The organism is Paraburkholderia sp. GAS348 (assembly GCF_050434205.1).
Lineage (GTDB): Bacteria > Pseudomonadota > Gammaproteobacteria > Burkholderiales > Burkholderiaceae > Paraburkholderia.
In genome coordinates, this window is the sequence record NZ_JBNPVT010000034.1 from 1 (window position 1) to 19720 (window position 19720).

General features: G+C 61.4%; 18 protein-coding genes. 3 read left to right on the forward strand and 15 right to left on the reverse strand.

Annotated elements, in window-relative coordinates; genetic code table 11:
- The 9 genes from P3T22_RS30915 to P3T22_RS30955 all read right to left on the reverse strand — a co-directional run.
- On the reverse strand, positions 1 to 511 hold a 511-nt coding region (locus tag P3T22_RS30915; protein WP_429327018.1), incomplete at its 3' end, for an aldehyde dehydrogenase family protein.
- A gap of 55 nt (positions 512 to 566) precedes the next feature.
- Complete coding sequence (locus P3T22_RS30920; RefSeq protein WP_063500066.1) at positions 567 to 1481, reverse strand: LysR family transcriptional regulator; 915 nt, start codon at positions 1479 to 1481, stop codon at positions 567 to 569.
- Positions 1482 to 1490: 9 nt separating this feature from the next.
- Positions 1491 to 1826, reverse strand: a complete 336-nt coding sequence (gene fdxA, locus P3T22_RS30925) for a ferredoxin (protein ID WP_063500067.1) — start codon at positions 1824 to 1826, stop codon at positions 1491 to 1493.
- On the reverse strand, positions 1826 to 2599 hold the full coding sequence (locus P3T22_RS30930) for an enoyl-CoA hydratase-related protein (RefSeq protein ID WP_429327019.1): 774 nt from the start codon (positions 2597 to 2599) through the stop codon (positions 1826 to 1828). The genes fdxA and P3T22_RS30930 overlap by 1 nt, the downstream gene beginning before the upstream one ends.
- Positions 2596 to 3777 carry a CaiB/BaiF CoA transferase family protein gene (locus tag P3T22_RS30935; RefSeq protein WP_063500069.1) on the reverse strand — a complete coding sequence of 394 codons (1182 nt, stop codon included), beginning with the start codon at positions 3775 to 3777 and terminating at the stop codon, positions 2596 to 2598. Before P3T22_RS30935 ends, P3T22_RS30930 begins: the two co-directional genes overlap by 4 nt.
- Positions 3774 to 5153, reverse strand: coding sequence for an FAD-dependent oxidoreductase (locus P3T22_RS30940; protein ID WP_063500070.1), 1380 nt, complete (start codon positions 5151 to 5153; stop codon positions 3774 to 3776). The genes P3T22_RS30935 and P3T22_RS30940 overlap by 4 nt, the downstream gene beginning before the upstream one ends.
- A gap of 43 nt (positions 5154 to 5196) precedes the next feature.
- Positions 5197 to 6036, reverse strand: a complete 840-nt coding sequence (locus tag P3T22_RS30945) for an ABC transporter permease (RefSeq protein WP_063500071.1) — start codon at positions 6034 to 6036, stop codon at positions 5197 to 5199.
- A complete protein-coding gene (locus tag P3T22_RS30950) occupies positions 6036 to 6869 on the reverse strand; it encodes an ABC transporter ATP-binding protein (RefSeq protein WP_063500072.1) in 834 nt (277 codons plus the stop codon). The genes P3T22_RS30945 and P3T22_RS30950 overlap by 1 nt, the downstream gene beginning before the upstream one ends.
- Positions 6870 to 6872: 3 nt before the next feature.
- The gene (locus P3T22_RS30955; protein WP_063500073.1) at positions 6873 to 7904 is read right to left on the reverse strand and encodes an ABC transporter substrate-binding protein; all 1032 of its coding nucleotides are present in this window, start codon (positions 7902 to 7904) and stop codon (positions 6873 to 6875) included.
- A 517-nt stretch (positions 7905 to 8421) separates the two neighbouring features.
- On the opposite strand from P3T22_RS30955, the gene P3T22_RS30960 reads away from it, so the two are divergent.
- Complete coding sequence (locus tag P3T22_RS30960; RefSeq protein WP_429327020.1) at positions 8422 to 9549, forward strand: porin; 1128 nt, start codon at positions 8422 to 8424, stop codon at positions 9547 to 9549.
- A gap of 224 nt (positions 9550 to 9773) precedes the next feature.
- Here the strand turns inward: P3T22_RS30960 and P3T22_RS30965 are convergent, their stop codons facing one another.
- Positions 9774 to 10946 (reverse strand): ATP-binding protein, encoded by a 1173-nt coding sequence (locus P3T22_RS30965; RefSeq protein ID WP_429327021.1) that lies wholly within the window; start codon positions 10944 to 10946, stop codon positions 9774 to 9776.
- A 129-nt stretch (positions 10947 to 11075) separates the two neighbouring features.
- Here P3T22_RS30965 and P3T22_RS30970 point away from each other — a divergent pair, with 129 nt between their 5' ends.
- Positions 11076 to 11456, forward strand: coding sequence for a response regulator transcription factor (locus P3T22_RS30970; protein WP_063500076.1), 381 nt, complete (start codon positions 11076 to 11078; stop codon positions 11454 to 11456).
- A gap of 164 nt (positions 11457 to 11620) precedes the next feature.
- Here P3T22_RS30970 and P3T22_RS30975 read toward each other — a convergent pair whose 3' ends face one another.
- A complete protein-coding gene (locus tag P3T22_RS30975; RefSeq protein WP_429327022.1) occupies positions 11621 to 12760 on the reverse strand; it encodes an SDR family oxidoreductase in 1140 nt (379 codons plus the stop codon).
- A 520-nt stretch (positions 12761 to 13280) separates the two neighbouring features.
- On the opposite strand from P3T22_RS30975, the gene P3T22_RS30980 reads away from it, so the two are divergent.
- Positions 13281 to 13976: a phosphatase PAP2 family protein gene (locus P3T22_RS30980; RefSeq protein ID WP_063500078.1), complete on the forward strand. Its 696-nt coding sequence runs from the start codon at positions 13281 to 13283 to the stop codon at positions 13974 to 13976.
- 246 nt (positions 13977 to 14222) lie between these two features.
- Here the strand turns inward: P3T22_RS30980 and P3T22_RS30985 are convergent, their stop codons facing one another.
- From P3T22_RS30985 to P3T22_RS31000, 4 genes are all read right to left on the reverse strand, one after another.
- Positions 14223 to 15521 carry an L-fuconate dehydratase gene (locus tag P3T22_RS30985; RefSeq protein WP_429327023.1) on the reverse strand — a complete coding sequence of 433 codons (1299 nt, stop codon included), beginning with the start codon at positions 15519 to 15521 and terminating at the stop codon, positions 14223 to 14225.
- A 171-nt stretch (positions 15522 to 15692) separates the two neighbouring features.
- A complete protein-coding gene (locus tag P3T22_RS30990; protein WP_063500080.1) occupies positions 15693 to 16634 on the reverse strand; it encodes an ABC transporter substrate-binding protein in 942 nt (313 codons plus the stop codon).
- A 108-nt stretch (positions 16635 to 16742) separates the two neighbouring features.
- A complete protein-coding gene (locus P3T22_RS30995; protein ID WP_063500081.1) occupies positions 16743 to 17768 on the reverse strand; it encodes an ABC transporter permease in 1026 nt (341 codons plus the stop codon).
- A gap of 24 nt (positions 17769 to 17792) precedes the next feature.
- Complete coding sequence (locus P3T22_RS31000) at positions 17793 to 19304, reverse strand: sugar ABC transporter ATP-binding protein (protein WP_429327024.1); 1512 nt, start codon at positions 19302 to 19304, stop codon at positions 17793 to 17795.
- Between the last annotated feature and the right edge of the window lie 416 nt (positions 19305 to 19720).

Here is a 19720-nt window from a genome sequence, read left to right on the forward strand (position 1 = left end):
ACGCGAGCGCCGCGCTCAGCTTGCGCACCACCTGATTGACCGGGAAATTCCACGGCGTGAAGGCGGCCACCGGGCCGATCGGTTCCTTGAGCACCGTTTGCTGCGCCGCCAGATTGCGCGACGGCACGATCCGGCCGTAGACGCGGCGGCCTTCGTCGGCGAACCACTCGATGATGTCCGCCGCGGCCAGCACTTCGACGCGGGCCTCGGCGAACGGCTTGCCCTGTTCCAGGGTCATCAGGCGGGCGATGTCGGAAGCGCGCTCGCGCACCAGCGCGGCGGCCTTGCGCATGGTGGTGGCGCGTTCGTTCACCGGAATCTTGCGCCAGGCTTCGAAGCCGCTCTGCGCGGCGGCCAGCGCCCGGTCCAGATCCGGGATGCCGGCGTGAGCCACCTTGCCGATCGCTTTGCCGGTGGCGGGATTGATGACGTCGAGGGTTTTGCCGCTGGCGGCGTCGCACCACTCGCCGTTAATCAGAAGTCGGGTATCGCTATAGCCTGGTATGACCATGTTGTGTTCCTGAGGGTTGGAGGACGATCAACTGCGATCGGCGGCAACGCAGCGATCAGACGTCGCGCAGCGCCAGTTCGACGTGTTTCAGGCGCCGCACAATACGTTCGACGAACTCCAGCGTCACGTGAGGCAGCACGCGCTGATTGGGCGTGATGACGCCGACGGTGAGCGCGTTGACGTTCACGTCGTCGAGCGGTCTCCATACCACGTCGCCACGCGCCAGTTCGTCGAGGAAAGCCAGTTTGGAGAAAAATGAAATGCCCCGCCCCGACGCAATCAGCCGCTTGAGCAGTGTCGTCGAGTTACAGGTGACGCTCGGCTGCAACGACTCCCAGTACTCGGGAAAGTCGGTCGTGACGACACCCTGAATCGGCGATCGTCCTTCCAGCCTCAGAAATGCATGACTGCGGCATTCGTCGAAGCTGATGCGCTCCGTTTTCGCTAACGGATGCGACGATGCCATCACAACGCCCGGCGGCAACGAGACCTCGCTCACGACATCGAGACCGGCGGGCAGCTTCGTAATGTACGAAATGCCGACGTCATACTCACCGCTGACAAGCCGCGTCGGTACGTCGTGCGGCGGCACCGCGGCGATCGAATAGGTGACGGCCGGATAGGCGTCCGAAAACTCCTCGACGGTCGCCGGCAGAAAATCGACGAACAGCGAATCCATGGCCGTCACCGACACGTGCCCCTTCCGCTCGCCCTTCAGATCGTCGAGTTCGCTGCGCATCAAGTGGAAGTCGTTCAGCGTTGCGCGAATGTGTTGCAGCATGCGCTCGCCGGCCGCGTTCAGCCGGATGCCGTTCGGCAGCCGGTCGAACAGTTCGGTCCCCATCTCCGCTTCGAGCTTCAGGATCTGCCGGTTGACCGCGCTCGACGCGACATAGAGATTCTGCGCCGCCTTGCGGATCGAACTGCACCGCGCCACTTCGACAAAATACTTCAGGACATTCGCATGCATCGTGTTTTCTCAGTTCATCGGCCGCACCGTCCAGGCCGCGACCACGGGATGATCGCAGGCTACCTTGCCCACGTCACATGCGCCACCCGGGGAACCGAGCGCACTCGCCTGCGGCCCGAAGAATTCCCGGTTCACGGCGGCGAACATGGCCTCCGATTGCGGGAGCTCTTCATCGTGAAAGATCGCTTCGGTCGGACACACTGATACACACACCCCGCAGTTGATGCATTCCTCGGGGTGGATGTAGAGCGTGCGGCCGCCTTCATAGATACAGTCGACCGGGCAACATTGCACGCACGCACCGTCTTTGACGTCGATGCAGGGCGAAGTGATGACGTAGGCCATCAGCGTCCGCTCCAAACCGGCTTGCGCTTCTCCTGGAACGCGCGCACGCCTTCATTCGCGTCCTCGGATTGCAGCGCGGCCACCACGGCAGGCAGTCGCAACGCCTGGGCGTCCGCCGGCGAGAGCGTGGACGTGCGCCTCACCACCTGCTTGATCGCCTGCAGCGACAGCGGGGCGCACGCGAGCAGCGCCTGAACCCAGCGCTCGACGGCGGCATCCAGTTCGGCACGCGGCACAACTTCGTTGACGAGGCCCATGTCGAGCCCCTCGCGTGCCGACACGCGGCGGCCGGTCATCAGCATTGCCATCGCCTGACGATAGGGGATCTGGCGTTGCAGCAGGGTCATGCCGCCGTCAAGCGGCATGCGCCCGACGAGTGCCTCGGGCAGCCCGAAGCTTGCTTCGTCGCAGGCGACCACCAGATCGCACCCCAGCACCATTTCGAAGCCGCCACCCAGCGCATAGCCGTTGACTCGCGCGATCACCGGCACGTTCAGCGTCTCGCGCAGCGCAATGCCGCCGAAGCCGCCCGGGCGCGGCGCCGCCCAGTATTCAAGACCACTAACCGACGGATTCTTCAGGTCCGCGCCGACGCAGAACGCGCGCTCGCCCTCCCCGGTCAGGACCACGACCCGCACGTCGCGGTTATGCTCGAGCTCGGTCCACACGCGTTGCAGTTCCGCTTCGGTGGCAAGGTCCACGGCGTTGAGCGCTTCCGGCCGCGCCAGCGTTACCGTGGCAACGTGCCGGTCGATGACAAGACGTACGCTCATACAGCCTCCGTGGCGACCTTGCCGCGTAATTGCTGCAGGACCTCTTCGGTATGCTGGCCGAGGCGCGGCGGCCCACGCCGCAAACCAACCGGCGCGAGCGAGAGCTCGATCGGGCTGCCGATGAAGCGCACCGGCTGGCCTTCGCCCTCGCCTTCCAGAATCAGCTGGTTATGCAGCGTCTGAGGATCGACGAGTGCTTCACGCAGATCACGCACCGGTGCACACAGCAGGTCCTGCTCTTCGAGGCGGGCGAGCCAGAAGTCGCGCGTGTTGCTCGCAAAGCGCTCCCGGAAGATGCGCTGCAATTCGGTCTTGTGAACGAACTGCTGGTTGAGATTGCAAAAGCGTGCATCGCGCGACAGGTCTTCGATGTCCAGCGCCGCGCAGATATCGCGCAGCGGATTTGCCTTGAACGCACCCACGAGCACCAGCGCACCATCCTGGGTATCGAAGACCCCCGAGAGCGGCATCGCGGCCCAGTTCACTTCCGAGTCGGCCATCATGATCATGGCGGCCTCCTGCATCTGCATCGCGAGCATCGAGTTGTAGAGCGACACGTTGACCTTCTGCCCCTCGCCCGTGCGTTCGCGATGCAGCAACGCGAGCAGGATGCCCTGCACCATGTGCATGCCGGCCGAATAGTCGGCGAGCGCTGTCGGGTACACGGAAATCGGCAGCGATTCGTCCGCGCGGCGCGCCATCACACCGCTCATCGCCTGGGCAAGCACGTCCTGGCCTCCCTTGTGCGCGTAGGGTCCGGTTTCGCCGAAGCCCGTGCCCACCGCGTAGACGATTCCCGGATTCAATCGGCGGCAGTCTTCATAGCCGATACCCATGCGGTCCATCACGCCCGCGCGGAAATTGCTGACCACAACATCCGCGTCCGCGATCAGCGCCTTCAAATCAGCCATCTGCTGCGCGTCGCGCAGGTCGAGTGCCACACTGCGCTTGTTGCGATTCAGACTGCAGAAGATCGGATTGTCCGCGCCGGCCACCGGCTCGAACGTCGAGCGGCTCAAGTCGCCGGCGCCCTTTCGCTCGACCTTGATCACGTCGGCGCCGTAATCGGCGAGCATCTGCGTGCACACCGGGCCCATCATCACCTGCGTGAGATCGACGACACGCACGCCGGCAAGCGGCAGGTCATGCGTCTTTGCAACGTTGTTGGCAACGCTCATGCGGCCTCCCGTTTCTGGATGTGCGCGGCAAGCGGCGGCACGTCGGCGTTGCGGCCGCTCTGGTCGCCCGGATCGGCGCCTTGTGCGCGCAAGGTCTTCTGCAGCGCGTGGACGTCGACATCGCGGACCCGCACGCCCGCACCGAGTGCCAGCGCGGCAGCCACACCGGCGGCTTCGCCCATCGCCATGCAAGGCGGGATTTCGCGCGACATCTTCTGCGCCTGCGAGGTCGCCGAATAGTGGCGGCCGGCGACCAGCAGGTTGTCGATCTGCTTCGGCAGGAGCACGCGATACGGCATGTAGTAGTCACGGCCACGCGCGATGCTGTCGTCGAAACGGGTACGCTGCGCGAGGTCATCCTTGGTCATCACATATTCGCCTTCGAGCAGGCGCGTCTGGCGCACGCCGGTTTGCGGCGCGACATCGATCACGTAACACTGCTCGAAGCCTGGCAGCTTCTCGCGCACGAAATCGACCACCGCGTGAATGTGCTGCCGTCCCTGCACTTCCGCGCGTGTCAGGTCCTCAGGCTTGAGACCATCGAGACCGGCCATGTGCGGGCAGTTGCACCACACCACACCGGGCAACGGTGTCTTCAACCACCAGTAGCCCCACGAGCCGCCGAGAATGCGCTTGATCTGACGATCCAGTGCCGCAAACGCCTCGGGTTCTTCGGCTTCGAAACGCTCGGCCGCCTCCGTATCGACGCCGCCGAGTCGGAACACGGTCGTCGTGATATAGGTGCCCCCGACATGCGGCACGCCTGCCGATGCCGCGACATCCAGATCCCCCGTCGCATCGATCACCACGTCGGCGAGGATCGCTTCACGGCCGCTCTTCGTCTCGCAGATCACGCCCTTCACCTGACCGTCTTCGACCAGCGTGCGCGAGAACCATGAATGCAGACGCAACTTGATGCCCAGCGACTCCACCATCTCCAGCGCGACGCGCTTCATCGCGTCCGGATCGAACGCTGCGGCGAAACACACCGGGTGGGGCGTCTTCTGGCTGTGAAAGTCGAAAGTGCCCCAGCGCCCCCACTTGCGATACGCCGCGGGATCCTCGCCCCATTCGTCCGAGCGCGGGAACATCGCCAGCTTGCGCGCCGCCATCCGCTCGATGAAGGTCATGCAGACGCCGCGCACCGAAATTTCCTGCAGGTGGCTGTCCCACATGTCGTCGAGCACCAGCACCATGCCGCCGGATGCGAGACCGCCCAGGTGGTTGTAACGCTCCAGCAGAATCACCTCGGCGCCGTTACGCGCGGCCCCAATCGCCGCCGACAGGCCTGCGGGGCCACCGCCGACCACCACGACGTTTGCCTTGGCCGCAACGCGCACATCGCGCGCATTTTCCTGAACCCAATCGCTGATCATGTTCGTCTGTCTCCTCTGAGAATTCGGGTGTTTCGTGTTCGATTCAATGCGAGCTTTCGGGCTGCCATCTGACCACCAGGCGCTCGACAATCGCGATCACCAGGAAAAACAGGCCGGACAGCACGGCGCTCATGATGATCGCCGTATACAGCAAGGCCGAATCGAAGCTGTAAGTCGCCTGAATGATCATTGCGCCGATACCTTGCGTGGCGCCGATCCATTCGCCGACCACCGCGCCAATCACCGACATCGACGCGGCAATGCGCAATGCGGAGAAGAGATACGGCAGCGAAGCGTAGAGGCGCAGCTTGAAGAAGATTTCGCGCTTGCTCGCCGACAGGATCTGCATCAGTTCCATCGCCTGCGGGTTCACCGCCTGCAGCCCGCGGACCATGTTCACGAGCGTCGGGAAGAAACAGACGATCGCCGCGATCGTGATCTTCGGCTCGAGACCGTTACCCATGATGAGGACGAGGATCGGCGCCTTCGCGACCACCGGAATCGAGTTGATCATCACGGCGACCGGATAGAAGATGTCCTGCAGCGTCTTGTTGTGAACGAAGACGGTGGCGATCAGGATCGCCGCCAGGTTGCCTAGCAGAAAACCTCCGCATGCCTCGATTGCAGTCGGCACCAGGTTCTGCAACAGCACATCGCTCTTGCTAAAAAGCGTCTCCAGAACCAGAAGCGGCGACGGCGCGATAAACGGCTTCACATGAAAGCCCGCCACCACCGCCCACCACGCGAACAGCAAACCCGCAACGCCGAGTACCGGCAGCAAGCGCGCGCGCCATAGGCGTTGACGGCGACGCGCAAGCCAGGCCTGCGCTTCAGGGTCCGCCGCTTGGGACGACAGGTTCAATTGCATTTCGGACGTGGCCATCAGCAGGTCTCCAGTACGCGTCGCAGATAGGCAGCGAGTTCGACGAATTCGCGGGTCTCGCGGATATCGAGCGTTCGATCTTCCGGCAGCCCGACCGGAACGATCTCCTTCACACGCCCGGGGTTGGCGGCCAGCATCAGCACGCGCTGGCCGAGAAACGCCGCTTCATAGATGCTATGGGTGACGAAGAGGGTCGTGAGGCCCATCTCTTTCCAGACGCGGCGCAATTCTTCGTTCAGACGGTCTCGCGTGATTTCGTCGAGCGCGCCAAACGGCTCGTCCATCAGCAGGACTTTCGGGTCGCTGACGAGGGCGCGCGCAATCGCGACACGCTGGCGCATCCCGCCTGACATCTCGTGCGGGTAAGCGTCCTCGCGCCCCTTGAGACCCACGAGCTCCAGCAGTTCACGCGGTGTTGCGCGGCCCGCACGCGCCTTGCCGCCCGCCACTTCAAGCGGCAACTGCACGTTCTGGATGGCCGTGCGCCACGGCAGCAGCGCCGCGTCCTGAAACACGAAGCCGATGTCCCGATGCTCCCGGGCGACACGGGGCGCCGCACCGAGCACGCTGATGTCGCCGCGGCTCGGCTTGATGAGGTCCGCGACGACGCGCAGGAACGTCGACTTCCCGCAGCCCGAGGGGCCGAGAAGCGTGAGGAATTCGCCGGCCGCGACGTCAAGGCTCAAGCCCTCGATCGCGGTGACGCTGCGCCGGTCGGTGAAAAAGCGCACGTTGATATTGCGGCAGCTAATAGACAGATGGGTGTCTTGCATCCCGGCGACGGACGAACCGGCCCCGTCCGCGCGCGGCGGATTGATAGTGGCAGCATGCATGGATTACACCTTGAGGCGAGAGGAACGGGTAGCGTTGAGAACGTCCATCGTCATCACGTCGTCGACTTTTGGCTGACTGCCCCGGAACTGGCCCAGCTGACCGTACAGCGCGATCTGCTCTTCCCAGACCTTCGCGTCCATCGCGCCCCAGCCCTGGGTCTGCGTGGTCTGATCGAACGCGTAGCCCATCAGCGAATCGATCGCGACGCGCTCGTCGGCGCGGTTCAGGTTCGGATATTCCTTGATGAGCAGATCGACAGCTTCGTCGCGATGCGCGTTCGCGTAGAGCCAGCCACGCGCGGTTGCGCGCATGAAACGCGTAACGGTGTCGGGATGGTCCTTGAGTGTCGCGGTGTTCGCGTAGTACGGCAGCGCATAAAGGCGCACGCCGGTGTCCCACAGGCGCAGGTCGACGCGATCTGCCCCGAGCGGCTTGAGTGCCGTGGTGTTGGTTTGCCAGCCGGTCACCGCATCGACCTGACCACTCAGAAGCGGCATCATGTCCGCGCCGATCGGCACGATATTGACCTGGCTTTCCGGAATTTTGTTCTTCGCGAGCAGCGCCTTGAGCAGCACCATGCCCGTCGACTGGATACCGATCCGCTTGCCGATCATGTCGTGCGGCGTGCGCACGGGATTCTTCTTCAGCGAAAAGAAACTGTAAGGATGCTGCTGCAGCCCGACCGCGATGCACTTGATCGGCAGGCCTTCCGAGACCGCAAGCATGATCGAAGGGCTCGACGAAATCTCACCGGCCTCGAATCGGCCCGAGGCGACAATCGCGACGCCGTCGATGTTCGGGCCGCCCGGCTGGATGTGAAAATCGATTCCTTCCTGCTCGTAATAGCCGAGCCGCTTCGCCGTCACCTCGCCGACCTGGTTGCCGCCGGGAATCCAGCCCAGTTGCATGTTGACGGTTGTCCTGTCGCCTGCAAAGGCGCGCACCGAAAGCAGTGCACCCGTTGCAGCCATGCCGCCCGCCGCGAGTGTCATCCGCAGCAAACGCCGACGTCCGGCATTTTCGATTACTGACATCATCTCCTCCGTTGGTCCTGCCTGGATACAAGGGGCCGGTCGTCTAACGCTCAGTGCTGCCGGTCCAAACGATTATTGAGAGCCAAAAGTGTCCCCGCAAGCATCAATTTTGAAGATGAGCGATGCCAAAATTAGAGCACCACGCCCGTGCACGCTTTCTGACAAAGTGCCCAAAAGCGTGCGTGATTCGTGCACCGGTTCGGCCTCGGCGCGCTAAAAATTCGATCACTGGTAGTCAAATTCAGTGCTAGCCGTCGCGAATTTTGTTCCGCAAGAATCGCCAGCAATCGCTCCAGATCTGCTTCAGCGTGCAAGGCGATTGCCGAAAGGCGGTTGTAATGGCAAGCAATCTCGACGCGGGACCGCATTGCTGCGCCGCCGATTAACCAGAGAAAGCTGAGACAGTTATCGAAGACGCAATGCCTTCGCTGCGCAATGATTTTGTTTCGCGATCCTAATCACGACACAAGTTGAAAAATTCGCTTTCACTTTCCCAAAACAAGCACTCAAGGAAATCATGATTCGACGCATCGTTGTTCTTGCCTCAATGGCCCTGTTCTGTCAGGCGGCGTCCGCCCAAAGCAGCGTGACCCTGTATGGGCTGATCTCGACGGGCATCGTCTATACGAACAACCAGAAAGGCGCCGACAAGCAGGGCCATGCCACGTGGCAATTCGCGAGCGGCCCGATGCAGACGCCTCGCTGGGGAATGAGGGGCATAGAGGATCTGGGTGGAGGCCTGAAGGCCATCTTCACGTTGGAAGGCGGCTACAGCCTGGCGACTGGCGCACTCTCGCAAGGCGGCCGTGAGTTTGGCCGGCAGGCTTTTGTCGGCTTGTCGTCGAATACCCTCGGGACGGTGACGCTAGGCCGTCAATATGACGAGGCAGTCACACTGTGCGTCTTCTCGTCGGCCTGTCAGTTCGCGGCCTACGGTGCGCACATTGGCGACAGCGATAACGTGTTCGACACGTTCCGGATCAACAACGCGGTCCAGTACAAGAGCATCGACTACAAAGGTCTTCAGTTTGAAGGGCTCTACGGCTTCTCGAATAAGGCGGGCGGTTTCTCCGACAACAATGCCTATAGCGCCGCGGTGCAATATCGCAACGGCCCGGTGTCGGCCGGCCTGGCGTTCCTTCAGGTCAATACACCGAACGACGCCAATAACACGAACGGCGCGGTGGTGAACGACTATGGCTTCACGTCGCCGTTCATCACGAATCCGGCGACCCATGCCGGCGTAAGCAAGCAAAGGATGTTTGGCGCGGGCGGCGCTTACGCGTTCGGGCCGGCGAACCTGTCACTGCTCTATACCAACGCGCGATTCGACTATCTCGACACGTCGCGTCTGACGCTGCAGAATTTTGAGGTTTCGCTGACCGACTACGTGACGCCGCAACTCATTCTTGGCGCCGCGTATATCTTCACCACCGGGCAATACCACCCGCAGAACAACAGTCCCAAATGGCATCAGGTGAATACCGGCGTGGACTACCTGCTCAGCAAGCGCACCGATCTCTTCCTCGTCGGCATCTATCAGAAAGCAGCGGGTGACGCGCAGTACGCGCAGATCTATTCGCTTTCCCCGTCCACCACCAAGTCGCAAGTCTCAGCGGTGATCGGGCTCCGGCATAAGTGGTAAGCAGTGTGACCAGCCTGCCGGACAGCAGCCCTGCTGGCCGGCAAGCGGACGACCGGCGCGCCCATTATCCCGCCGCCCGAGCCGGCACATTCGACAACAACGGCCCGAGTCCTTCGGCATGATCGTCGCGGGCCGAATGCTGTGCATACCGCCAAACCGGTCGCCGGGATCGGCGAAGCGGTGGGCTATCAATCGAATGCTGCGTTTCAACGCGTCTTCAAGCGTCACGTCGGTGTTTCGCCGGCGCGTTGGCACTCGTCCGGCGGAAAGCTCCGAGCATGATGGCGCGGCAGGCGCACAGCGAACACGGTTTCTGTTCCGTCGGAGCGCGCCTCGATCTCGCCCCCATGGGCCTTGGCAATCTCGCGCGCGATATAGAGTCCGAGCCCCAGATTGCCGTCGGCGTCATAGGAGTCTTTATGATTCAGGCCACGCTGAAGCGGGTCGAAGATCCGATGCAGGGTCAATCGATCGATGGCGGGCCCGTGGTTCCTGACCTCGAAACGAACGCTCCCCTCTTCGCCGGTCATTACCACCCGCACCGGCGCGTCCGGCGCGCCGTACTTGATCGCATTCAGCACCAGATTGCCCAGCAACTGCTGCAGACGGCGGCCGTCCCAAACACCCCGACAGTCACCTTCCACGTCCAGATCAACCTGACGATCTGGATGGGCTGCCCGCAACTGGTCGAGTTCGTCGGCAAGCAGTTTTTCGAGGTCGGCAGCGGTCGGTGCGATATTGATACCCAAACCGAGCCTGGTTCGATTGAAATCAAGCATATCGTTCAGAAGGGCCTGCATGCGGGCGCCGCTTCTGATCAAACGGGATGCGGCTACCGATACCTGCTCCCCAGCGTTCAGCGCCGCCAGATATTGGGCTGTCATCTGGATGGTCTGGAGTGGGCTGCGCATATCGTGCCCGAGCATGCCAAGCAAAAGGTTACGAGCCTGATCTACTTGCGCGCTGAAATAGCCGACTGATTCGGCAAGCGCCTGGTCGATGGCCTCGTTGAACCGGATGACATCGTCCGGATGTGGGGCTTCGGGCTGGCATTCGTCTATCCAGAGGCGCAGGACGCTGGCGCGCAAGGCGCGGTACTCAGCAGCCAATTGATTGATGTCGAACCCGCCCCGCGCCCGCAGAAGGGCGTGCGTCTGCGCACCTGTCTCCGGCGCTCCGATCAGTACGGGGGCTCGTCCCATCGACTTTTCGGCCTGCGCTTCCCTGGTCTGGGCCGTCGACAGATCCTTCGCTACGGCTTGCAGAATCTGTTGCGCATGGTCTCGCAGAGCGAGCGATTTCATGTTTGCGGCTGCCGGCAGCAGGGTGCCGGCAAACGCCTCCCATTGCGCCAGGATCGTTTCCATGTCATGCAGGATGAAGTCAGCCAATCGCATGTTCGCCCTCGAAGAAGGGGAAAAAGTTCGTATGGCGTATGCGCTGAATTTAAATTGCGCGCAAATAGCTGCTTCGATTCTATCGGGTCCCTAAATTGCGTGACATAGGGGGCAACCTATAGGACCACAATGTCCACTGCAAAAACGGAGCGCTTACTTATCGCGGACGACGACCCGAATCTGGTCGAGGCCTACGTGCGGTTCTTCGAGGCTTACGGTTACACCATCCACACGGCTGCAGACGGTGTAGGCGCGCTCAGCGCGTACCGCGCCTGGTGTCCCGACGTGGTGATGCTCGATATCCAGATGCCTCATATGGACGGTCGGGCAGTGGCGAGAGAAATCCGGCGCATGAACGTCATCCCCTGGCCGTTGCTGCTGGCGGTGACCGCACTGTGTGCGCCCTCCGAACGAGTCGAATCGCTCAAGGCCGGCTTCGATCACCATTTTGTAAAACCGGCCCAACTGCCGGTCATTCTGGCTGCAATGGCGGCCCGCACAACCATTTGAGACTCGTTTGTCGGGCCGCATCGGAAAAGCGAAAGCTGTCGCCGCCACGGCACGCAACATCGCGGTGCTGTTGCACAACACGTTACGCTATGGCAACTCGTAGTCCGTATAGCCGCGCGCGTCACCAACGTAGAAAGTGGACCGCGTTGCTTGCCAGCGCGCCCTCATTGCAGCGTTGGCGGCAAAAGCTTCTGGTCGATGAAAGACTGGAGCGCTGCGCAGAATGCGTCCCGAGTGTCGACCGCAGCGTTGAATCCGGCTTTGCGAAGCTTGATGGTGCTGACAAAAGCGACGGGGCCCGCAGGCGCTCCATATGCAAACGCAAAGTCGGCATGTTGATCGCCCTGTCCGACAAACGAACGAAGATCACCACTCGCAAGGTTGTACTTCTCGACGATCTTCGCCCAGACGTCGGCGTTGTCGCGAATGTACTGCGCCACCCTGGTAGGCTCATCGCCTCCGACTTTTACGCCTAGCGTCTCCGCCATTGCGGGCCACACACTTCGCCATTCAAAGACATCGCCGTTGGTGACGTTGAAGATCTCGTTCGCCGCTTGCGGAGATTGCGCCGCCCACACCATCACCTCGCCGACCAGATCGGCGTCTGCCATTTCCCAGACGAACGACGGGCCGCCGGGAAAGCTGAATGCCTCGCCCTTCTCGCGGCGGATAGCCGCATACACACCGATGGCCGGGAGGACGTTGAGCGCCCCGGGTGTCTTCCCGGTGACGAGTTGAGGGCGCAGCACGGTGTAAGTGAAACCGTGCTTCGCAGCCGCGTCGCGAACGTAGTCCTGCTGATCGAAGAAGAAGTTCGCGTGATTGTCGCGCGGGTCGCTCTCCCGTGCCGGGATAGCGATAGGGTGAAGGTGGACGCCGTATGCCTTCGTTCCCTGCAGGATAGACACATGCTTGAGCGCCGATTTCCCTGAAATGAGGGGCTCGATCACATTGCGCAGCATCGCATTGTTCACTTCGATCTGGTCTGCGCTCGACCAGCCGCTCACCAGATCATCGGCATTCTCGTAAATTGCCGCATACGCTACGTGCGTAATGTCTGTGAGCGCAGACAGCGCCTCACGGGCGGCTCTCTCATCACGCAAATCCACCGGGATAAACGCGAAGTCTCGCCCACTCGGCAGTTCCGGCTTACGCCGCGAAATACCGACGACATCCCAGCCCGCAGAGAGAAAGGATTCAATGGCGGCTACGCCTATGAGTCCACTCGCTCCCACAACCAAAGCCCTATTTTTCGTGCTCATTACTTTTCTCCATTTCCGCGATTTCTGTCCCGGCCCAAACATTCATATTCGATTCTGAAAATATCGAATCTGCCTAGGCGCGCTTCCCGACTGGCTGCCGGTCGCGACAAATTTAGTCCCGGCGGTAGTTGCGCGGTAGCAGCGGGCGCGGAATCATAGTTATTCCCTGAAGTAATGGTCATCCTCGCCCGAAACGATCGATCGCAATTGTCTGAAAATAGCAAGCTCACGTTCCACCTGCGCCAACTTTGGCGCCGACGTGTCGTCTGTCGTCGACTAACCGCAGCTCAGCAGCTGTACCTGCCATGCGTGCCTCGGCCTCCGTCGCGAACGGACGCTGGCTGCCTGCCGTGACGCGTATCGGCGCAACCGCGGGTGAGTCGCGCCGGCACTTCTGATAACGGTTATTTTTTCTCTCCCCGCTCCTGTTTTTTACTTTTTTTTACTTTTTTACCGATTTTTTGGGTGCCACACTTGGCTCACGTGGGGTTGCGAGAAAACGGGCGGCAGCTTGCGCAAGCCAGGCATTTTTATAGCTGTAAATCCAAGAGGAGGTGCCGAAATGAACAGTTTCGATACGGCAATCCAGACTTTCCTGACGCACATCGCTTTTAACTCGATCACGCTTAACCACGCGATAAGGGTAATCGCGGGCCTATATACATTTAAGGGCTTCGTGCTCGTACCCATTTTGTGGTGGATATGGTTCAAACCCAGTCAGCGTGTCGAATGGGAGCGTGAAATGGTCATCGCGACGATTGCGAGCGGCCTCATGGCGCTCGCAATCGGCAGGCTTCTCGCCCATTACCTGCCATTTCGGGTGCGGCCGATCTATAACCCCGAGTTGCACCTGCACTTTCCATCGGCCGGTCTGCGAGAGGCGGTGCTGCGAACCTGGAGCTCCTTTCCGAGCGACCACGCGATGCTGTGGATGTCGGTCGCGACAGGAATCTTTCTCATCTGGCGCCGCGTCGGCGTGCTCGCGCTTCTGTACACCGCGATCTTCATATGCCTGCCGCGCGTCTATCTCGGCTTGCACTATCCGACCGACATACTCGGGGGGGCGGCGATCGGGATTATCATCGCCTACTTCATGACTCGCGACTCCGTTAGAGCGCGTTTTGCAGCGCCTATCCTGCGATGGATTTACAGATTTCCTGGACCCGCTTATACGTTGGCGTTTCTTCTGTGTTTCGAATTAATCGCCCAGTTTGACGAAATACTACTGCTCGGGCAGTCGATTTCAAAAGCACTGTGATTGCCCGTGCCCGCAGCTATCGGCCCGGCAACTACCGGCAATAGCGTGAGCTTCAGCGGGAACATGACGGATGGACAGATTTAAAATCGGTTCGCACACGAATCCGGACCGACGTTGACCAGAAGCGGGGGCGACGAACCGCCGGGACACGGGTCGGTCAATGGCGGTAAGCACAAGCGAAAGACGGCTATCGGGGGCCACGTCGAATGTCGCTTCCTGGCCGGCAAGCCCCCCACGCGTACCACCTCATGCCCGCCAGGCCGGCCCCTCGGGAAAGTCATACTGATCGAGCGACGCCGCATGCATTTCGATGCTGTAACCGGCACGTTGCGGCGGCATATAACGCCCGCTTCGAATCACGACAGGATCAACAAAATGCTCATGCAAATGATCCACGTATTCGAGCACGCGGTTTTCCAGCGAAGCCGACACGCAGATATAGTCGAACAGCGAAATGTGCTGCACATACTCGCACAAGCCGACGCCGCCCGCGTGCGGGCACACGGGCACACCAAATTTCGCCGCCATCAGCAGCACGACGATCACCTCGTTCAGACCGCCCAAACGGCAGCTATCGACCTGGCAGAAGTCGATGGCTTGCGCCTGCAGCAACTGCTTGAACATGACCCGGTTATGACAGTGCTCGCCCGTCGCCACACCGATGGGCCGAATCCGCTCGCGAATGGCCGCGTGGCCGAGAATGTCGTCGGGACTCGTGGGTTCCTCGATCCACCACGGATCGAATTGCGCCAGGCGCCGCATGTTCGCGACCGCTTCATCGACATCCCACACCTGGTTCGCATCCATCATCAGCTTCAGGTTTTCGCCGATTTCGTCGCGCAGGATGCGGGCCCGGCGCATATCCTCTTCGAGATTGCCGCCCACCTTCTGCTTGAAGTGCGTCCAGCCCTGCGCGACGCCTTCACGCGCGAGCCGGCGAATCTTGTCGTCGTCGTAACCGAGCCAGCCGGCCGAAGTCGTGTAGGCCGGATAGCCGTGCGCCAGCATTTCCCTCTCGCGCTCGCCCCGGGTCCTTGCATGACGGTGCAGCATCGCGATGGCTTCCTGCGGCGTGAGCGCGTCCGTCACATAGCGGAAGTCGAGACAACGCACGAGTTCTTCGGGGCTCATGTCGACGAGCAGCTTCCACACCGGCTTGCCTTCCGCTTTGGCCCACAGGTCCCAGGCCGCATTCACGACAGCCGCCGTCGCCAGATGAATCGCGCCCTTGTCCGGGCCGATCCAGCGCAGCTGGCTGTCTGACGTCAGCGCGCGCCAGAAAGCGCCCATGTTCGCCGCAATATCCTCGAGCGCCTTGCCCACGACCAGCGGGGCAAGCGCCTCTACCGCAGTCACGCAGATCTCGTTGCCGCGCCCGATGGTGAAGGTGAGGCCATGGCCGCTGAGCCCCTTCGGCGAATCGGTTTCGAGCGTCACGTAGGTGGCGGAGTAATCCGGCGCGGCGTTCATCGCATCGGAGCCGTCGAGTGAACGCGAGGTCGGGAACCGAATGTCCCGGACGGACAAGCTGGTGATTGTGGGCATCTGAACACCCTCTTCTTCGATAGCTATCGGCTTGCGCCTATGCGCAAAGAGGGCCGTGCGCGCTCGCCCGGCCTCTTTGCGGCCATCTGCTCTCTTCGCGATGCAAGGCGAGGCGAGAAAAGAAAAGAGAGCGCCGCGCCCCTCCTCTCTCTTCGCGCCTGGCGGCGACGGTCAGTCGTAGAGCACGGCGGCGATCTTGGGATCGCTCATATTGCTCTTGTCGTACCAGTAGAAGCCCGTGTCGACTTTCTTGGGCAGCTTCTCGCCCTTCAACGCCTTCACCGCGGAGTCGACGACGCATTTGCCAATGCCGACCGGGTTCTGCGTAATGGCACCGGCCATCAAACCCGAATTGATGTCGTCCTTTTGCTCCTTGCCGGAGTCGTAGCCAATCAGGACGAGCTTTTTGCCGGATTCCTTGACGCCGATCGCGGCCCCCTCCGCCGATCCTTCATTCGCGCCGAAAATGCCCTTGAGATTGGGGTTGGCCTGGATCATCGTCTTGGCGATTTCCGCCGACTTCAGATGGTCGCCGCCGCCATATTGGACCGAAACGATCTTGATGTTCGGGTGCTTCGCTTTCATCTCGTTCAGGAAGCCGTCGCGGCGATCGATGCCGGTGCGGCTCGTCTGGTCGTGCACGACCAGGCCGACCTCACCTGCATTGCCGATCGCCTCGGCCATCTTGTCGGCGGCAAGCGCGGCCGCGGCAAGGTTGTCGGTCGCGCAGGTGGTCAGCGGAATATCGCTGTCGACGCCGGAGTCGAAGGCGATGACGGGTATTTTGGCGGCCTGCGCCCGCTTCAACAGCGGAATGGCGGCCTTGCTATCGAGCGCGGCAATGCCGAGCGCCTGGGGCTTCTTGGCAAGCGCGGCCGAGAGCATGTCGATCTGCTTATCGACCATGGCCTCGGTTTCCGGTCCCTCGAAGGTGATCCTGACGTTGTGCTCCTTGGCCGACTGTTCCGCGCCGGATTTGACCGCCTGCCAGAACTGGTGCTGGAAGCCCTTCGAGATCAGCGGGATGTAGGTATCTTGCGCGTACGTCACACTCGTCCCGCCAATGAGCGCGCCAACGCCGACCACGACACCGATTAGTCTTCTTTTCAACATGGGGTTTCTCCTCCTAAGTGGGCCGTCTACCTTCAGCCATTGGGGGAGCCTTGAGCGCTCCCCTTTCTTGATCTTGTTGCGCGCGGCGTAAGCCTTCGTCTGACTTCGTCAGCTCTTCTTGCGCCGCAAAATATCGGCATAGACCGCGAGAATGATGATGAGGCCGGTCACCACGATCTGCCATTCCTGAGCAACGGACAGGATGCGCAGGCCGTTGGTCAGCACGCTCATGATGAACGCGCCGATGATCGTGCCGAGAATCGTGCCCGCACCGCCGCTGAGCGAGGTCCCGCCAATGACCACGGCCGCGATTGCTTCGAGTTCATAACCTTGGCCTAGCGCCGGCTGGGCCGAATTCAGGCGCGAGGCGATCAGCAGCCCGGCGACGCCGCAAATGGCCCCGGCCAGGCCGTAAATGGCGATCTTCCACCGATCGACATTCACGCCGGAAAGGCGCACGGCTTCTTCATTGCTGCCGAGTGCAAAGGTGTAGCGGCCGAGCGCCGTGCGATTGAGCGTGATGGAACTCACGACCGCAAGGAAAAACAGAATCAGGACTGCATTCGGAACGGGCAGGCTCGGCAGCACATAGCCGATCAGCGAATCCTGCGAGATCCGGTAGAAGTTTTCGGTGTCGCTGAAATAGATCGGCTTGTCGGCCGAGACGACGAGCGAAAGTCCCTTCAGCAACAGCATCATGCCCAGGGTGGCAATGAACGGCGGTATTTTCATTTTCGCCGTGAGGGTTCCCGAAATGGTCCCGCAGATCGCGCCCGTGCCAATCGCAGCAACGACGCCGGTCCACATCGGCAAATGCCAATAGGTCAGAAACACGCCGCAAATGACCGCCGTAAAGGTCATCAACGTGCCGACGGACAAATCGATGCCGCCGGTGATGATGACGAACGTGCAGGCGATCGCCAGCACACCGTTGACCGCCGTCGCCTGCAGAATCCCGAGCATGTTGTCCATCTGCATGAACGCGGGAGACGCGAAGCTGAAAAAGACCAGCAGGAGGATCAGGCTTCCGAAGGCGAGCAGCTTTTGCAGAGCGGTCGGCGTGAAGACGCGGGCTCTCAGGCCCGAGGACCTTTCCTTGTTACCCAGCGCCGACGTATCCGATGGCAGTGTCATAAACCGAACCTCTCCTCTTCAGGCTCACGCCGCTTTTAAGGTTTCGCGTTGCGTCGCCAGTTGCATGATGCGCTCCTGCGTCGCCTCTTTGGCTGAGAGTTCGCCGGTAATGCGGCCCTCGCACATCACGACGATGCGGTCGCTCATGCGCAAGATTTCCGGCAGTTCCGACGAGATCATCACGATCGCCTTGCCCTGCTCGGCGAGCGAGCGCAGGAGCTTGTAGATTTCGCTCTTGGCGCCGACGTCGATACCGCGCGTGGGCTCGTCGAAGAAGAGCACGTCGCAATCGCGCTCGAGCCATTTCGCGACGACGATTTTCTGCTGATTGCCGCCCGAGAGAAGCCGCACTTCCTGCGTCGCGGAGGGTGTACGAATGGCAAGCAGATTGATGAAATGGGAAGCTGTCCGGCGTATCTGGGCGCGCCGCAGGAAAAAGTTGAGCGACAGGAATTTGCGCAAATTGGACATCACGATGTTCGATTCGACGTTCATGCCGGTCGCAAGGCCGAAGCGTTTTCGGTCTTCCGAGAGATAGCCGATACCACGCGCCACCGCATCGCTCGGATTCCTGATCGTCGCCTTCACGCCTCTCACGACAATGTCGCCCGATTCGATCGGATCGGCGCCGAACACCGCGCGGGCAACCTCGGTGCGGCCGGCGCCCATCAAGCCGGCAAAGCCCAATATCTCGCCTTGGCGCAGCGCGAAACTCACGTCTCTGACCAGCGGGCCAGCGTTCAGATGTTTGACTTCGAGGGCGACTTCGCCTTTGTCTGCCGCGCTGTGAGAAGGCGCGACGTCGGTCAACGTTCGCCCGACCATCATGCCGATGATTGCTTCGATGCTGGTGTCTCTGGCGGTGACGGTGGCCACATATTCCCCGTCACGCAACACAGTGACGCGGTCGGCAATCTGCTTCAGCTCATCCATCTTGTGGGAAATATAGATGATGCCCACGCCGCGGCTCTTCAACTCGCGGATGATGCGGAAGAGCTCGGCGATCTCGGCGTCGTTGAGCGCCGAGGTGGGCTCGTCCATGATCAGGACGCGCGAATCGAAAGACAAAGCCTTGGCGATCTCGACCATCTGTTGCCTCGCGACGGTGAGGGTGCTGACAACCGCGCGCGGGTCGATGTTCACATGCATGCGGGCAAGGATGTCGCGCGCCTGCGCGTTGAGCTTGTCTTCGTCGAGGAACAGGCCGAGGCGTCCACGCGGCTCGCGGCCGATAAACATATTCTGGGCGACGGTCAGGTGATTCATCAACTGGAGTTCCTGATGAATGATGCCGACACCCATGGCCTGCGCCTCGCGCGGGCTCAAGAATTCGACCGGCTGGCCATCGTAGAGGATTTCTCCGGTATCCCGGGTGTATACGCCGGCGAGGATTTTCATCAGCGTCGACTTGCCGGCGCCATTCTCGCCCATCAGCGCGTGGACTTCACCCGCCATGAGTTCGAACTGGACTTCGTGAAGCGCTCTCACGCCGGGAAAGCGCTTGTTGAGCCTTTGGACGGAAATGAGCGGGATCATGGGGTGGCTTGAACGTCAATGCCGCGAGCGCCGCTGGCCTCATTGCAAGGAGCGGGTCGACAAAGCATGAAGCGCCGCTGCGCTTGGCGTCGCCGGGTATTCCGGCTGGAATCGCGGCTGAAATCGCAACGAGAAGCCAGACACATTGCCTGGTGCCCCCAAACCGATGTGCCAAGATTTTACGCCGCTGGACAGTCGCGGCTCAATTGGGCATTCCCTAGTATTGTGCGCAATCGGATCGCGCGCCGATTTCCCACTATTTGACGGGCATATCAGGCCGGTTCGCTGGCCTCTATCTCACGCAGAATCCGACTTAAGGATGGTGGCTCGTGACGCATCGAACGCACGCGGGCCGGCCGGCAAGCACCGCTGAAACTGCCACCGGCCGGTAACTCGCGTGGCCCCTGCGCGCTGAC

Excerpts from the sequence above, each read along its gene's own strand:
- P3T22_RS30960 (WP_429327020.1), top strand. The coding sequence starts at position 8,422 with ATGATTCGACGCATCGTTGTTCTTGCCTCAATGGCCCTGTTCTGTCAG.
- P3T22_RS30995 (WP_063500081.1), bottom strand. The coding sequence starts at position 17,768 with ATGACACTGCCATCGGATACGTCGGCGCTGGGTAACAAGGAAAGGTCC.
- P3T22_RS30990 (WP_063500080.1), bottom strand. The coding sequence starts at position 16,634 with ATGTTGAAAAGAAGACTAATCGGTGTCGTGGTCGGCGTTGGCGCGCTC.
- P3T22_RS30930 (WP_429327019.1), bottom strand. The coding sequence starts at position 2,599 with ATGAGCGTACGTCTTGTCATCGACCGGCACGTTGCCACGGTAACGCTG.
- P3T22_RS30950 (WP_063500072.1), bottom strand. The coding sequence starts at position 6,869 with ATGCATGCTGCCACTATCAATCCGCCGCGCGCGGACGGGGCCGGTTCG.
- P3T22_RS30935 (WP_063500069.1), bottom strand. The coding sequence starts at position 3,777 with ATGAGCGTTGCCAACAACGTTGCAAAGACGCATGACCTGCCGCTTGCC.
- P3T22_RS30980 (WP_063500078.1), top strand. The coding sequence starts at position 13,281 with ATGAACAGTTTCGATACGGCAATCCAGACTTTCCTGACGCACATCGCT.
- P3T22_RS30985 (WP_429327023.1), bottom strand. The coding sequence starts at position 15,521 with ATGCCCACAATCACCAGCTTGTCCGTCCGGGACATTCGGTTCCCGACC.
- P3T22_RS30920 (WP_063500066.1), bottom strand. The coding sequence starts at position 1,481 with ATGCATGCGAATGTCCTGAAGTATTTTGTCGAAGTGGCGCGGTGCAGT.
- P3T22_RS31000 (WP_429327024.1), bottom strand. The coding sequence starts at position 19,304 with ATGATCCCGCTCATTTCCGTCCAAAGGCTCAACAAGCGCTTTCCCGGC.
- fdxA (WP_063500067.1), bottom strand. The coding sequence starts at position 1,826 with ATGGCCTACGTCATCACTTCGCCCTGCATCGACGTCAAAGACGGTGCG.
- P3T22_RS30940 (WP_063500070.1), bottom strand. The coding sequence starts at position 5,153 with ATGATCAGCGATTGGGTTCAGGAAAATGCGCGCGATGTGCGCGTTGCG.
- P3T22_RS30975 (WP_429327022.1), bottom strand. The coding sequence starts at position 12,760 with ATGTTTGGGCCGGGACAGAAATCGCGGAAATGGAGAAAAGTAATGAGC.
- P3T22_RS30955 (WP_063500073.1), bottom strand. The coding sequence starts at position 7,904 with ATGTCAGTAATCGAAAATGCCGGACGTCGGCGTTTGCTGCGGATGACA.
- P3T22_RS30965 (WP_429327021.1), bottom strand. The coding sequence starts at position 10,946 with ATGCGATTGGCTGACTTCATCCTGCATGACATGGAAACGATCCTGGCG.
- P3T22_RS30945 (WP_063500071.1), bottom strand. The coding sequence starts at position 6,036 with ATGGCCACGTCCGAAATGCAATTGAACCTGTCGTCCCAAGCGGCGGAC.
- P3T22_RS30970 (WP_063500076.1), top strand. The coding sequence starts at position 11,076 with ATGTCCACTGCAAAAACGGAGCGCTTACTTATCGCGGACGACGACCCG.